This is a genomic window from Rhizobiaceae bacterium, from assembly GCA_023953835.1.
GTDB lineage: Bacteria > Pseudomonadota > Alphaproteobacteria > Rhizobiales > Rhizobiaceae > Mesorhizobium_G.
Window position 1 is genome coordinate 253,766 of sequence record JAMLJB010000001.1, and the last position, 14,064, is coordinate 267,829.

Genomic DNA, 14,064 nt, shown 5'->3' on the forward strand with positions numbered 1-14,064 from the left:
AGGCGTGCTGGCGAATAGCTGGCGTGTCCTCATCCGCGCACACATCTATGCGCTTGGGCACGGGTTTTGAACCCCACGAACCCATATGGCACATGAAATGATGTTTATTGGACTGTCGACGGCGGCGGTGGTTCGATTGCTTTCATGTCGGCCTTTTCGCCTTCATCCGTCTTTTCGGGGACGCGAAAGATCTGTCCGGGCCAGATCATGTCCGGGTCCTTGATCTGCTGCTGATTGGCCAGATAAATCGTCGAATAGCGCACGCCGCGACCGTAGACCCGCTTGGAAATGCGCCAGAGCGAATCTCCCCGACGGATGATGACCGAGCCGTCAACCGGCTTGAGCTTGGGCGCGAGTCCAGCTTCTTCGGATGAAGGCGCTTGCTGTGGTGTCTGGGGCTCAGCCTGCTCCGGTGCCGTAACATCCGTCCCCGTTTGCGGTTTGGTCGAACCGGATGCCGGCGCAACGACCCCTGCCGAAGGCTGCGCGCCCGCGTCAGTCGCAGGAGCAACTTCAGCCGTGGAGGTGTCACTTGGCGGCGATCGCTCCGGCTGGGGCATGGGCGCAGCCGGTCCGGGCGCGGCGGGTTCCTGCGGCGCGACCGCTGCGATATTCTCACCCGGCTCGCGGGAGAATGGCACGGCTGCACGCGCAATGACCTTGGCGCCGTCCGGTCCGAGCACGTCAGCGCGGACCACGTAGTCACCAACCGGCAGGTCGCGCTCCGCCTCTATCAGGAATCGTCCCTCCGGAGATGTCTTTGCGTCGCCAAGCAAAATGTCGTTTGCATAGATGCGAACGGTTTTTCCCGGTTCGCTTGAACCTGCCACGAATATTTTCCTGCCTTCGATCTCGACCGCATCGACCGCCACCTTGACCCCGGCTGCCGGACGTCCCGCCTTCGGTGCGGGAGCAGTTGGCTCAGCATTCGCGGCCTGCCCGGTGGGCGCCGTACCCTGCGCGACAGGCGGCGTCGCGGGCTCGGCCGGGGTTTCCACGGGCGGCTTGGGTTCCGGCGGAGTTGTTGCTTCCGGCTTGGTGATCAGGCGGCTTGGCGCACCGGGCTGTTCCACCAGTGCAAGAACCTGCCCGTCCTTCGTCTCGGGAATCGAAACGATTGCCGTTTCCTTGGAATTGGCCACCACGCGGGAAGGCGTCGTGGAGCGCAACACGATCTGATAGTCGCCCGGCTTCAACGGATCGTCCAGCGCGGCCGCAAATTCGCCATCGCCGGTGGCCGTAACCTTGCCGAGCACCTTCGAGCCGGACAGGATTTCCACCTCCGCATTCGGCGCCGCCCGTCCTGCGATCACGATCGAGCCGTCCGGCTCGACGCGCAGCACGTCGAAGCTTGGCGGCAGAGGCTCCGATTGTGCGGCAGCGGGCGGCTCTTCCTGCTTTGGCGGCGATTCAGCGGCGGACGGCAGTGCCGCCTGCTGCTCAGGCTTCGGCTCATCCGCTTTCGGCAGATCAGGTGCAGGTGCTTCCGGCTGCGACGCGGGAGCGGTGATCGACGCAGATGGCGCAGCGGCCTCACGCGTGCCAAGGACCGGGTCGAGCGCGCCAGTATAGTATGCGACACCCAAGGCGGCAGCGGTCGCTCCGCCCAGGAAAAGCAGCAATCGAAGCGGAGTGACCGCCATTGTCCCGAGTCCCCTAATACATTGCTTTGTCTAGACGCTTTTTCGGGGCGCTTCAACAAAGCCATTCGATTGGTCACATCAAAGGAGCTTGACCAAAAGGGGATTGGCGTTGCCAATCACCGCCATGAACTCGATTCGATCCGTCTGCGTTTATTGTGGTTCCTCGGCGGGGCGCAACGATGCCTATCTGAACGCCGGCAAAACACTTGGAGCGGCGCTCGCCGCGTCTGACCTGCGCCTTATCTATGGGGGCGGCACGAAGGGCATCATGGGTGCGGTGTCTGAATCGACGCGGCGCGCCGGGGGCTCCGTTACGGGCATCATTCCCCGCTTTCTCATGAACAGGGAAGCAAGCGAAAGCGCGCTGGAAAAGCTCGACGAGACAATCATTGTCGATACGATGCACCAGAGAAAGCACATCATGTTCGAACGTTCCGACGCCTTCGTCGCACTTCCCGGCGGCATCGGCACGTTGGAGGAGATTGTTGAGATCATGACGTGGTCGCAGCTCGGCCACCACCGGAAGCCCATCGTGTTCGCCAATGTGAACGGATTCTGGAACCCGATGCTGGCGCTGCTCGATCACATGCGCGAGGAGGGTTTCGTACATACAGGCCATCTCGTCGCGCCGCTGGTGGTCGATGACCCGAGCGCCATCGTGCCCGCTATGCTCACGGCGGCGGCGGAGGACGCCACACCGGCTGAGGGCGTCGATTCCGTGATCGAGAAGATGTAGTCAGACGGCGGTTCGAAGGTCGGCTGTGATCGTGCCGGCTTGCGCCGACTCCTTCTCATGGTTGGGCTCGCGCCAGCGTTCGGCGAGGCCCGCAGCATACCATTCCCTCATGGCGGGCAGGTCCAGCAGGCGTTGCGGATAGCTTGCCGCCTCGCCATCGAAAACGAGGCCATAGGTCTGCGCGCGGAATGCGACCGGTGCAAAAAACGCATCCACAGCCGTGAAATCGCTCCCGACAAGGTACGGGCCGCCAAAACGCGTCAGGCCATCGTTCCAAAGATCATTGAGCCGAAACAGGTCATGGCGGAGGGATTCTGAAAATGGATGCGGCGTAATGCGCAGGCCGCAATTCATCGGGCAGTCGTTGCGCAATGCGCTGAAACTCGAATGCATTTCGGCGGCGGCACAGCGTGCCCACGCCCGCGCACCTGCATCCTGCGGCCAGACACTCGCGTGCCTTTCAGCGAGATACTCGACAATCGCAAGCGAATCCCAGATGGCGCGACCATCGTCGGTCAGACAGGGCACGCGTCCGCTGGGAGAAAAGGGACGGTACAGATCAAAGCTCGAACCGGTTGGGAACGGAACCTGATGTTCCTCAAATTCAATCCGGAGGGTCCGCATCAACACCCACGGCCGCAACGACCATGACGAATAGTTCTTGTTTGCGATGTGCAGCGTGTACATCAGTCTTTCCGCGCGCGGTTCTGAAACATTGCGAATGTGTAGAGCGCCAGCGCTACCCAGATCAGCGCAAAGGCCAATGCCTGCGTCGTACCGAAAGGTTCGTGGAACACAAAGACCGCGATCAGGAAGACGATCGTCGGCGCAATGTACTGCATGATACCGATGGTGGACAGCCTGAGCACACGCGCGCCGAAGGCAAACAGCAGCAAGGGCACCGCAGTGATCGGCCCACAGCCGATCAGCAGAAGCGTGTTGTCGATTGAGCCGCTGTTGAAATGTCCCTGACCCGCGATCTGGAGCCAGCCAACATAAATGAGCGCAGGAACGGAGAGGATCAGGACTTCGAGCAGGAAGCCCTGGCTCGGCCCGATTGGCAGCGTCTTTCTGAAAAAGCCGTATGCGGCAAACGAGAAAGCGAGAGCCAGCGAAATCCACGGCAGGTTGCCCTGCTCGAATGTCAGGATCGTAACCGCGATCGCGGCGAGCACGACCGCAACGATCTGGAGCCTGCCCAGCCTTTCCTTCAACAGCACTGCGCCGACTACGACATTGACGAGAGGATTGATGTAATATCCAAGCGCGGTCTCGATGGTTCTGTCGACCGCGATAGCCCAGACATAGATGCTCCAGTTGGCGGTGATGAGCACCGCGGTCAGAGCCGCCATGGCCAACATTCTCGGATTTGCGAGCGCAACTTTGAAATCCGCAGTGCGACCCGCCCACACAAGCACCGCACCGGCGACAGGAACGGACCAGATGATGCGATGTGCAATGACTTCCATCAGCGGCAGATGCTGAACAGCCTTCATGTAGAACGGTATGAGGCCCCACAGCAGATAGGCGCAGAACGCCAGAACGAACCCGCGCCTTGCCGCGCGGTCGGCCTCAACGGCGGGGTCAATTCGTGTGGTCATGACGGTCATGCGATTGGCTATGCGGCAGAGTCGCCCCTGAAACCATCGCAAATTTCTGATGGTTGCGTATGGTTTCGGTGATGAATCTCGTCATTCTGCGGCGACGAGGCCGGCGAGTTCCCGATTTTTCATCAGCTTGTAGATGATCGAATCCATCAGGGCCTGAAACGATGCATCGATGATGTTGTCCGAAACGCCGACCGTCCACCAGCGCGCTCCGGTCGTATCGCGAGATTCGATCAGAACGCGCGTGACCGCTTCCGTGCCACCGTTGAGAATACGGACCTTGTAGTCCGCGAGTTCCAGGTCGCGAAGCTCGTGCTGGTATCGGCCGAGGTCCTTGCGCAGCGCGAGATCGAGCGCGTTGACGGGTCCGTGGCCTTCCGCCACCGACATATGCTCCTCGCCATCTATCGAAACCTTTACAATGGCTTCCGACACGGTCTTGAGGTTGCCGTTGGCGTCGAAGCGACGTTCGACGATGCAGCGAAAGCTTATGACGTCGAAGAAATGCGGGACCGTGTGCAGCATTCGCCGTGCCAGAAGTTCGAAGCTCGCATCCGCGCCTTCATAGGCATAGCCGGATGCCTCGCGCTCCTTCACGACCGCGATAAGCGCATCGAGACGATTGTCGTCACGCGGGACGTCGATGCCACGCCGCTTCAGTTCGGCAATGAAGTTGGCCTTGCCGCCCTGGTCCGAAACCATCACGCGGCGGCGATTGCCGACTGTCTCGGGCGGAACGTGTTCGTAAGTCTGCGGCTCCTTCGCAATCGCAGAAGCGTGGATTCCTGCCTTCGTGGCGAAGGCCGATGTGCCGACATAGGGGGATTGCGCATCCGGCGCGCGATTGAGCAATTCATCGAAGGCGCGCGAAAGGCGAGAAATTCCCGCAAGTTGACCCTGCGAAACGCCGATTGCGAAACGATCCGCATAAGCAGGCTTCAAAGCGAGCGTGGGCACGATGGAAATCAGGTTGGCGTTGCCGCAGCGCTCGCCGATGCCGTTCAATGTGCCCTGAACCTGACGCACGCCCGCCTCGATGGCGGCCAGCGAATTAGCGACGGCCTGCCCGGTGTCGTCATGCGCGTGAATGCCGAGCCGATCACCCGGGATTCCCGCCGAGATCACCTGCCTGACGATCTCACCGACTTCATGTGGAAGGGTCCCGCCGTTCGTGTCGCACAGCACCACCCAGCGCGCGCCCGAATCAAACGCCGCGCGGGCACAGGCGATGGCGTAGTCCGGATTTGCCTTGAAGCCGTCGAAAAAGTGTTCGCAATCGATCATTGCCTCCTTGCCGGCGGCGACGGCGGCCTTCACTGACGCGCGGATGGATTCAAGGTTTTCCTCATTGGTGCAGCCGAGCGCGACCTTCACGTGGTAGTCCCAGCTCTTGGCGACGAAGCAGACGGCATCGCTGCTCGCCGCCAGAAGCGCCGCAAGGCCGGGGTCATTGGACGCAGACACCCCTGCCCGCTTGGTCATTCCGAAGGCAACAAAGACGGCGTTGCTGGTGCGCTTCTTGTCGAAAAATGCGGTGTCTGTGGGATTCGCGCCCGGATAACCGCCCTCGACATAGTCGACGCCGAATTCGTCCAGCAAACGTGCGACGGCGATCTTGTCCTCGACCGAGAAGTCGACCCCCGGTGTCTGCTGGCCGTCGCGCAGCGTCGTATCGAACAGATATATGCGTTCCTTGTTCACGCGATCTTTCCTGCAAACTTGTCCGTGGCGCGGATGAGACGATCCAGAATGCCCGGTTCCGAATAGGCGTGGCCTGCACCCTCGATCAGATGAAATTCGGCGTCCGGCCAAGCCCTGTGCAGCAGCCATGCATATTTGGCCGGACAAGGCATGTCATAGCGCCCGTGCACGATGACGCCCGGAATGCCGTGCAGCCTGTGCGCATCGCGCAGCAACTGGCCTTCCTCAAGCCACCCTGCATGAACGAAATAGTGGTTCTCGATGCGAGCAAAAGCCAGCGCGTACTCATCCGCTTCGAATTGCCTGCTGGTCTCAGGCTCGGGGAGGAGCGTGATCGTCTCCCCTTCCCAAAGGCTCCAGGCGCGCGCGGCCTCGATCTGCGCCTGCCGATCGGTTCCGATCAGGCGCTTGCGGTAGGCCGCCATCATGTCGCCCCGCTCTGCCTCCGGAATGGGCGCAAGGAAGCGCTCCCACTTTTCCGGGAACATCTCGGAGACGCCGAACTGATAGTACCATTTCAGTTCGGCCCGGGTGAGTGTGTAGATCCCTCGAACGACGAGTTCGCTCACCCGTTCGGGATGCGTCTCGGAATAGGCCAGCGCCAGTGTCGACCCCCAGGAGCCGCCGAACACCAGCCATTTCCCGAAGCCCGCCATCGTCCGCAAACGCTCTATGTCGGCGACCAAATGCCATGTCGTGTTTGCGTCGAGCGAAGCATTGGGCGTCGAATTTCCGCAGCCGCGCTGATCGAACAGGATCACGTCATAGAGTGCTGGATCGAACAGCCGCCGATGGCGCGGAGAGATCGTTCCACCCGGCCCGCCATGCAGAAAGACGGCAGGTTTCGCGCCTTTGGTGCCGACGCGCTCCCAATAGATGCGGTGCCCGTCGCCGACATCCAGCAATCCGGAATCGAAGGGTTCGATTTCCGGATAGAGACCGCGCAAACCACTCATAGTCTCAAACCCTGCGCCGGCCAGTTTTCAGTCTCGTGGTCCGGATGCTGGAACGAAATAACCTGCTCCTGACGCGCGTAGAAATCCGCGTCCTGATGCACAGGAGCGTCAAATATGGTTTCGACCCAGGGCAGCCGCGACGCGAAGTTCACCTGAATCTGGGGCGCCAGGTCGGAGCGATCATCGAAAGAACCGATTGCTATTTCCAGACCGCCCGGATGCCGATAGGTCAGCGGCGTTCCGCATCTTGAGCAAAAGCCGCGATCGATATTGACCGATGACTGGAAATAGGATGGCTCCTCGCGCACCCATTCGACACCGTCTGCCGGAGCGGTGACCAGAGCCGAGAAGAATGAGCCAAACTGCTTCTGGCACATCCGGCAGTGGCAGATTGATGGACGCCCGAGCTTGCCCCTTATGCGGAAGCGCACCGCGCCGCATTGGCAGCCGCCTGTTCTTACATCGTCGCTCATGTTCTTTGCTCCGGCGGCCAGGTTTCCGTATCGTGATCCGGGTGCTGGTGCGATACGATCTGACTGATGAAATCTGCAGCCTCCGCGTCGTCCAGCGTCCCATGGCCCGGAAGACCTGCCACATCGTCCATATAAGGCAGCTTCGCTTCCAAACCCCATTGCACCACAGGCGCAACTTCCTCGGGATGATCGAACGCGCCGATTGAAAGCGCCATGCCGTCCGGGGCTTCATAGGTCAGGGGCGTGCCGCATTCGCGGCAAAATCCGCGCCGCGCATAGTTCGAGGATCGAAAATGCTGCGGCTCGCCTCGCGTCCAGATCGTTCGCGCCTGCCGTACGGAAACGAGGGGCATATAGAAATTGCCGCTCGCCTTCTGGCACATGCGGCAATGGCAGATGGAAGCCTCGCCGAGTGCGCCTTCAACACGAAAGCGAACCGCGCCGCACTGGCAGCCACCTGTATATACTGGCTGATTGTCGAGGCTCACGATTCACTCCTATTCTGGCTTGTGACAGACGGCCTCTATATTGTTGCCGTCGGGATCGAACACGAATGCGCCGTAGTAGTTCGCGTGATAGTGCGGTCGCAAACCCGGCCCGCCATTGTCCTTGCCTCCCGCGCCGATGGCGGCAGCATAGAAGGCATCGACCTCGGCACGGTTGGCTGCGCCGAACGCGTAGTGCCTGCCCGGCGAACCGTCGGCTTTTTCGTGCAGCCAGAATTGCGGACGTTCGCTCCCGTATCCTCCTGCCTTGACGCCGCCGGTAAACTCCGGCGGCACCATGTAGAGAAGCGACGCCCCGAGCGGCGCAAGCGCGGCATCGTAGAACATTCTGGACTTCTCGAAATCGGCCACCGCAATGCCTGTATGATCAATCATCCTCGAACCTCCTCAACCTGCCAGCCCAGCATACAAGCGCCGTTCGCGACGTTCTAGCGCCGAAGCTCCCACGTCGTTATGCGCTCGCCCGTTGCCGGGTCCTTGCCGTCCTTGAGCTGGATACCCTTTTCCAGCAACTCGTCGCGGATGCGATCCGCCTCTGGATAGTTCCTGTCGCGAAAGAAGGCGAGCCGTTCGGCAATCGCCCGGTCGATCAAGGATTGATCGACTGCGATGGCGCTTACATCAAAGCCGAGCAGGGCCAATGCCGATTTCAGCGCCGCAGCCGCCGAAGGGTCCGTCACCCCGTCGCTCGCGAGATTTGAAAGCGCCTGAATGACCGTTGGCGTCGCCAAATCGTCCGCCAACGCCTCCACGATAGTCGCCGGGACATCCGTACCAGTTCCAGGGGCCGTGTCGGAAACGCGCTTCAGCTTGCGCAGGATGTTTTCGGCTTCCTCCAGTCGACGCTGGTTGAAATCGATCGGCTCGCGATAGTGCGTCAACAGCATGGCGAGGCGCAGTACCTCCCCCGGCCATTTTCTGCCGCCGAAGCGATCGGTCTCCAGCAGTTCATGGATGGTAACGAAGTTGCCTTCGCTCTTTGCCATCTTCTTGCCTTCCACCTGAAGAAAGCCGTTGTGCATCCACATATTCGCCATGCGACGGCCGCCGAAAGCGCAGCAGGATTGGGCGATTTCGTTCTCGTGATGCGGGAACACCAGATCGATGCCGCCCGCATGGATGTCGAAGGTGTTCCTGAGCGGGTCCTCGCACTGCAACCCGCCGCCAAACGGCACCAGCAGCTTTGCCATCGACATCGCGGAGCACTCGATGTGCCAGCCGGGCCGACCCGCAACAGCGATGCCCGCAGGCGACGGCCAGCCCGGCTCGCCGGGCTTCGACGGCTTCCACAGCACGAAATCCATTTCGTCCCGTTTGTAGGAAGCAACATCGACACGCGCGCCGGCCAGCATTTCGTCGAGGGGCCGCCGCGACAGCGCACCGTAGCGCGGACCGTCTTTGCGCTTGTTCATCTGGGAGGGCGAGAACAGCACATGGTCCTCCGCCACATAGGCCACGCCTTCCTTCACGAGCCGTTCGATCAGCGCCTTCATCTCTTCGATGTATTCTGTCGCGCGGGGCTGGCTTGTGGGTTCGAGACATCCGAGCGCCTTCACATCGGACTGGAACTGAGCGTTGGTTTTTACGGTGACCAGCCGGATGGCCTCATTCAGGGGCAGATCGGGAAAGTCCCGTGCGGCGCGCGCGTTGATCTTGTCATCCACGTCCGTGATGTTGCGCACATAATTGACGTGGCTCTCGCCGTAGATATGCCTCAGCAGCCGGAACAGCACGTCGAAAACGATAACCGGGCGCGCATTGCCGATATGAGCGTAGTCGTAAACGGTCGGACCGCACACGTAGAGCCGCACATTGGCGCGGTCAATCGGCGCAAAATCCTCCTTCGTCCGCGTCAGCGTGTTGTAAAATCGAAGGCTCACCGAACCATCAGGCATGAATTTCCCCTGGGCCTGCTGGCCGGGTCGTTTGTCCTGTCTGGGAAGAGAAAAGGCGAAAACGTCCGGACCAGCGATTGCGCTAGCCAATAATGCAAATGCTGCAAATGCCGAACGACGTTTTCATTGCCGCCTTATCGCGCTGCTTGCTGTTCTCGTCAAGCCGCACGTGATCGCTCCATGCGTGGCAGGAACTCAAGCTATTTGCCTGGAGAACCACTTCGCCACTTTGTTCAATCCGGGTTCAGTGCGCCGCGACGATTTCATGCACAGGTAATAGTCTTCCGATGTGGGGTATGCCTTGGATGAAAGGAGCACGAGAGTTCCGGCATTGAGATCCTTCTCCACGAGGAAATCCGGAACGAGCGCGGCACCGAGCCTTGCCCGCGCCATTTCAAGTGCAAGTACGTAGTGTGATGTCTGGAGCCAGCGAGACGGCCCGAACCTGTCCAGAGCTATATTGGCGAAATCACAAAACTTCGACCAGTCCTTCCCGACGCGTTCAGGCTCCAGATTGGTAGTGATAAGGGCCGGCCTTCCCTCTTTGAAGGGCAGCAATTCGGGCGAAACAACCGCAACCAGCAATTCGGTCCGGAGAGGCAGAGACCAAAACCCGTTTTCTTTGGGTAGGGTGGTGACGAACGCGTCCGCGACCTGATCCGTCAATTCAGGGTCCTTGGCGTACATTCTCAGCTGAAGGTCAATATCGGGATGCGCGTGAACAAATGTCGACAACCTGCCTATCAACCATCCCGGCGCGAAGCTGGAACATACTGCCAGCCTCAGGATTTTCCGATTTGAGCCTACCGCGTCGTCTACCGACCGATCGATCTGATGGAAGGCTGCATGCAATGCATGGCCAAGTCTTTCCCCGGCCTCGGTCAATACAATGTTACGTCCCGAGCGCGTGAAAAGCTTCTCGCCGATGTCTTCTGCCAGATTGCGCAACTGATGGCTTATGGCGCTTTGCGTAACGCCAAGTTCATGGGACGCCCGGGTGACTGACCGATGCCGCGCAACAGCTTCAAAGGTCTGGAGCGCCCTCAGGTTTCGACTTCGCCCATTGGGCATCGTGTTGCTCACTCTTTGACGTCGAACGCTCCATCACTCGGTGCGGAGAGCCGATCATCCTGAATGCGTCCTCCAATCGAAGAACGCGCCACAATACCTCACCAATGGCTTGCGGGAAATCCGGCATCAGGATGCATATTCGGAAGCAACCAATGCCCTATCAGGTTCCGAACCCTTCAACAGCCGATGCGTTGAAAGCGAACGTCTGTCGCCTTCGGCTGACCGTAATGTGGTTCGTCTGAAACGATCAAAGCTATGGCTGCGAGCGAAAACCTGCAGGACCTCCGCGATGGCATATCCCGGCATAGAGCAAGTTATTCTTACATCGCCCCTTCGTTGGTCAGCGAAGTGACCTCGGCAACCCTCCCCGCCGATACGAGGCAGCGCCAGCGTGCCCGCTGGGGGCCGACGCCAACGATAACTTCGGTATTTGCCTGAGAGAATTCCGAACTCATCGTCATAACATCAGGGTTGTTTGACTGACGTGTCACAGCCAATTCGCAAGCCTGTTCGTCTTGCGCGCTTCCTGTCCTTGAAGCAGCAGCCGGAGGCTGCGCTTCCGACGTCGTTTCCGAGCAAGCCGCAGCGAATACGGGAACCAAGATACAAATTATTCTCAGATTAATATTCATATTATTCCACCTCTCCCAATTTATTTCTGACAAATACTTAACTTCACATGCCCGGCTGATAGATTATCTCTACCCGACCTTTCATTTCCAACTTTAAGGAAAAATATTCAAATGCTGTAAAAAATTCCAATTAGTTAATCTCGCAATTCATGAATTCAGCTCAACTATCAGAACTCCGCTTTGCGCGAAAAACACGATAGAGACTGCGAAAGCCGCACCGAGCTTTTTGAAACCAGACTCCCGGGAGGCGGTTCTGCCGGTTGCCGCCTCGCAGGTTTTTCAGATCAAATCTCTATTTCCCAATGAAACGGAATGTGCTGTGGCACGCCGCCTTGACGCATAACCCCTTAAAAACACATGACAATTGGAGTGTGTTCAAAGCAATGAAGCTCAATCGCGAGGCCAAATAGTTGATTTCATTAACATTCTATTAAACATGTATATACATGAAATAGCCCAATTTGGCGGCTAACGTCCCGTAACGTCAAGATTTGGTCTCAATCGTTGAAGATTGGCGCATCGCATCATGAAACGGCAACACGTACCGGACGAAACAATGCAATCCATTATCAAGAGCGAAGCTGAACGCGCTCGCGCGAAGAATGCCACGTTGACCAGGCACTATCGCCCGATCGGCCCCGCCTCTGTCGCGGCTGCACTGATCTGCGTGCACAAGCTGGCAAAGAAACCTTCGCCAAAACCTGCCTGATCGACAGCAGCCTAGAACAGTTTGAGTTGATTGTTTGCAGGCGGCTCTGGGTTTTGTCGCTGTGGCCGGTGCGCGCGATCCGGCGCAAGGGCGATCGGCTCCATATTGTCAGGTCCGGCATTTGATACCTTGTTGACGCGTTCTGAAACCGGGATTGCTTCAAAGAAATCCGGCTGGACGGGTCTCATAAGTTCTGCGACGTCGCGCGGTTCGTTGTTGCGACAGTCGAGCCAGCGGTCAAAGTCCTGCGGATGAATGACAACCGGCATGCGATCGTGAATCGGGGCGAGGTCCGCATTCGCCTCCGTCGTCAGTATCGTGCCGGTATCGATCTCCGATCCACCGGGCTCGGACCAGGTTTCCATCAAGCCTCCGAAAGCAATGATGCCGCCCTTCTTCGGGCGCACCCAGAAGGGTTGCCGTTCCTTCGGACCGTCCTTGCGCCATTCAAAAAAACCCGAAGCAGGCACCAGGGTGCGACGGTGACGCATGGCGGCGCGAAACGCCGCCTTGTCCGCCGCATCTTCGGACCGGGCGTTGAACAGCAAGGGGAAACCCTTCAGCTCCTTCAACCATCGCGGCAACAGGCCCCATCTTACGAGCACCGAGCGGCGCGCAGGACGATTCGAGCCGGGTCCCCCGGGTTCCGCGGCAATCACCATCAGGATCGGCTGTGTCGGGGCAATGTTGTAGCGCGGAGGGAAAGGCTCCAGATCAATGAGTGCAAACAACTCGGCCAGTTCATCGGGCGTCGGTATCAGTCCAAATCGTCCGCACATTCGAGCTTTCTCCGAAAACGGAATCGGCTTAACCGGTAGGTTGGGATCATGGAATATGTTGCCTTTGTGGATCAAGCATGGCTGATGAATTGCCCATTCTGCCAGCGGTTTCTGTGGCACTCGTGCGTGCAGGCAAGGTGCTTCTCGTCAAGCGCGGACGCCCGCCCGTGAAGGGAGTCTATGCGTTTCCTGGCGGCAGGGTCGAACCGGGCGAGGACTGGGAAAGTGCGGCGCGGCGCGAATTGCACGAGGAAACGGGTCTGTTCGTGGACGAACTTCGATTTGTCGAAGAGGTCTTGACCGATCCTGAGCGCTCAAGCTCGATGCCTTCCTTCAGGCTTCGCGTCTTTGCGGGGCGCGATGCGGGCGGCACGCCGATAGCGGCGGATGACGCAGAAGAGGCGGGGTTCTATTCGCTGGAGGAACTGGAACGGCTGCCACTCGCCGGCAAGGTATACGAAATTGCCCGCGACCTGTTGAGAGACGGGGAAGAATGGACCGGCTAGCAGCACCTATGCGCACAGCGATCGCCTTGCTTGTTGCGCTGCTGCTGGCAGGTCTGCCGGCCCGGCAAGCACACGCAACCGACGGACCGTTTGAACCGGGGCTTATCCGCTTGTCCGAAATTCTCGGATCACTGCATTTCCTGCGCAATCTCTGTGGCGAAAAGGGAGTTGCCTGGCGCGAGCAGATGGAAGCGCTGATCGCGGCCGAAAAGCCCGACCCCGCAAGGAAAGCGCGCTTCATCGCAAGCTTCAACCATGGCTACCGCACCTTCCAGACGACCTACACGACCTGCACGCCCGCAGCGGCGGCGGCAATCGAGCGCTACACGAAGGAAGGCGAGCAATTGTCGCGCGAAATTGCGGTTCGCTACGGCAATTAATTGGCCATTAACTTTTTCCGCAAGCGTCACAGACTTGCCACGGTTTGACGTGCTAGGGTCGTTTCTTAATGGGACATTAAGTCGACTGTTCAAGTTGAATCAGTTTTGATTTGTATGGAAACTGACAGCTTGAAGAAGGGTGGGTAAGCAATGGCACAGAGCGCAAACGACATCGACGCACTGGTGCGCGAGGAAATGCGGCTGACCGCAGCAGAAACACATGCGGAAGCGTGGGCAGAATGCGTGTCGGCGGGCATCGAAACGGAAATCATGGCGGAAGCTGCGCTTGAGAAGGCGCTGGGTGAACTATTGCGCACCAATGGCGAGGATGTGACACTGGCCTTGCTCGACAAAATGCGCGACAAGGTGGTTGCGGGCGAGTTCGAATCGCATAGTACGCGACATTGACCTAACCGGCGCGCTGACCTGCCAACCAGGTTTGGCATCCGGTTGAATTTCGTACTGAAGAG

At 59.2% G+C, this 14,064-nt stretch carries 15 protein-coding genes; 4 read left to right on the forward strand and 11 right to left on the reverse strand.

Annotated elements, in window-relative coordinates:
- Nucleotides 1–104: 104 nt before the first annotated feature.
- Complete coding sequence (locus M9924_01210; GenBank protein ID MCO5063011.1) at nt 105–1,643, reverse strand: LysM peptidoglycan-binding domain-containing protein; 1,539 nt, start codon at nt 1,641–1,643, stop codon at nt 105–107.
- Nucleotides 1,644–1,767: 124 nt separating this feature from the next.
- Between M9924_01210 and M9924_01215 the strand changes: the two genes are divergently transcribed.
- Nucleotides 1,768–2,379 (forward strand): TIGR00730 family Rossman fold protein, encoded by a 612-nt coding sequence (locus M9924_01215; protein ID MCO5063012.1) that lies wholly within the window; start codon nt 1,768–1,770, stop codon nt 2,377–2,379.
- On the opposite strand, the gene M9924_01220 is transcribed toward M9924_01215, so the two are convergent.
- The 10 genes from M9924_01220 to M9924_01265 form a co-directional block, all read right to left on the reverse strand.
- Nucleotides 2,380–3,066 carry a glutathione S-transferase family protein gene (locus M9924_01220; protein MCO5063013.1) on the reverse strand — a complete coding sequence of 229 codons (687 nt, stop codon included), beginning with the start codon at nt 3,064–3,066 and terminating at the stop codon, nt 2,380–2,382. It abuts the gene before it with no gap.
- Nucleotides 3,066–3,980, reverse strand: coding sequence for an EamA family transporter RarD (rarD, locus tag M9924_01225; GenBank protein MCO5063014.1), 915 nt, complete (start codon nt 3,978–3,980; stop codon nt 3,066–3,068). The genes M9924_01220 and rarD overlap by 1 nt, the downstream gene beginning before the upstream one ends.
- A 90-nt stretch (nt 3,981–4,070) precedes the next feature.
- Nucleotides 4,071–5,687: a citramalate synthase gene (cimA, locus tag M9924_01230; protein ID MCO5063015.1), complete on the reverse strand. Its 1,617-nt coding sequence runs from the start codon at nt 5,685–5,687 to the stop codon at nt 4,071–4,073.
- Nucleotides 5,684–6,643, reverse strand: a complete 960-nt coding sequence (gene pip, locus M9924_01235; GenBank protein MCO5063016.1) for a prolyl aminopeptidase — start codon at nt 6,641–6,643, stop codon at nt 5,684–5,686. The genes cimA and pip overlap by 4 nt, the downstream gene beginning before the upstream one ends.
- A complete protein-coding gene (locus tag M9924_01240; GenBank protein MCO5063017.1) occupies nt 6,640–7,116 on the reverse strand; it encodes a GFA family protein in 477 nt (158 codons plus the stop codon). The genes pip and M9924_01240 overlap by 4 nt, the downstream gene beginning before the upstream one ends.
- Complete coding sequence (locus tag M9924_01245) at nt 7,113–7,604, reverse strand: GFA family protein (protein MCO5063018.1); 492 nt, start codon at nt 7,602–7,604, stop codon at nt 7,113–7,115. Before M9924_01245 ends, M9924_01240 begins: the two co-directional genes overlap by 4 nt.
- Before the next feature lie 9 nt (nt 7,605–7,613).
- Nucleotides 7,614–7,997, reverse strand: coding sequence for a VOC family protein (locus tag M9924_01250; GenBank protein MCO5063019.1), 384 nt, complete (start codon nt 7,995–7,997; stop codon nt 7,614–7,616).
- A 53-nt stretch (nt 7,998–8,050) separates the two neighbouring features.
- The gene (cysS, locus tag M9924_01255; GenBank protein ID MCO5063020.1) at nt 8,051–9,517 is read right to left on the reverse strand and encodes a cysteine--tRNA ligase; all 1,467 of its coding nucleotides are present in this window, start codon (nt 9,515–9,517) and stop codon (nt 8,051–8,053) included.
- Nucleotides 9,518–9,712: 195 nt separating this feature from the next.
- A complete protein-coding gene (locus tag M9924_01260) occupies nt 9,713–10,600 on the reverse strand; it encodes a LysR family transcriptional regulator (protein ID MCO5063021.1) in 888 nt (295 codons plus the stop codon).
- A 1,340-nt stretch (nt 10,601–11,940) separates the two neighbouring features.
- A complete protein-coding gene (locus tag M9924_01265) occupies nt 11,941–12,708 on the reverse strand; it encodes an SOS response-associated peptidase (protein ID MCO5063022.1) in 768 nt (255 codons plus the stop codon).
- Between the two features lie 77 nt (nt 12,709–12,785).
- On the opposite strand from M9924_01265, the gene M9924_01270 reads away from it, so the two are divergent.
- From M9924_01270 to M9924_01280, 3 genes are all read left to right on the forward strand, one after another.
- A complete protein-coding gene (locus M9924_01270; protein ID MCO5063023.1) occupies nt 12,786–13,214 on the forward strand; it encodes an NUDIX domain-containing protein in 429 nt (142 codons plus the stop codon).
- Nucleotides 13,215–13,222: 8 nt separating this feature from the next.
- The gene (locus tag M9924_01275) at nt 13,223–13,594 is read left to right on the forward strand and encodes a TIGR02301 family protein (protein MCO5063024.1); all 372 of its coding nucleotides are present in this window, start codon (nt 13,223–13,225) and stop codon (nt 13,592–13,594) included.
- 150 nt (nt 13,595–13,744) lie between these two features.
- Nucleotides 13,745–14,002, forward strand: a complete 258-nt coding sequence (locus M9924_01280; GenBank protein ID MCO5063025.1) for a hypothetical protein — start codon at nt 13,745–13,747, stop codon at nt 14,000–14,002.
- Nucleotides 14,003–14,064 lie beyond the last annotated feature (62 nt).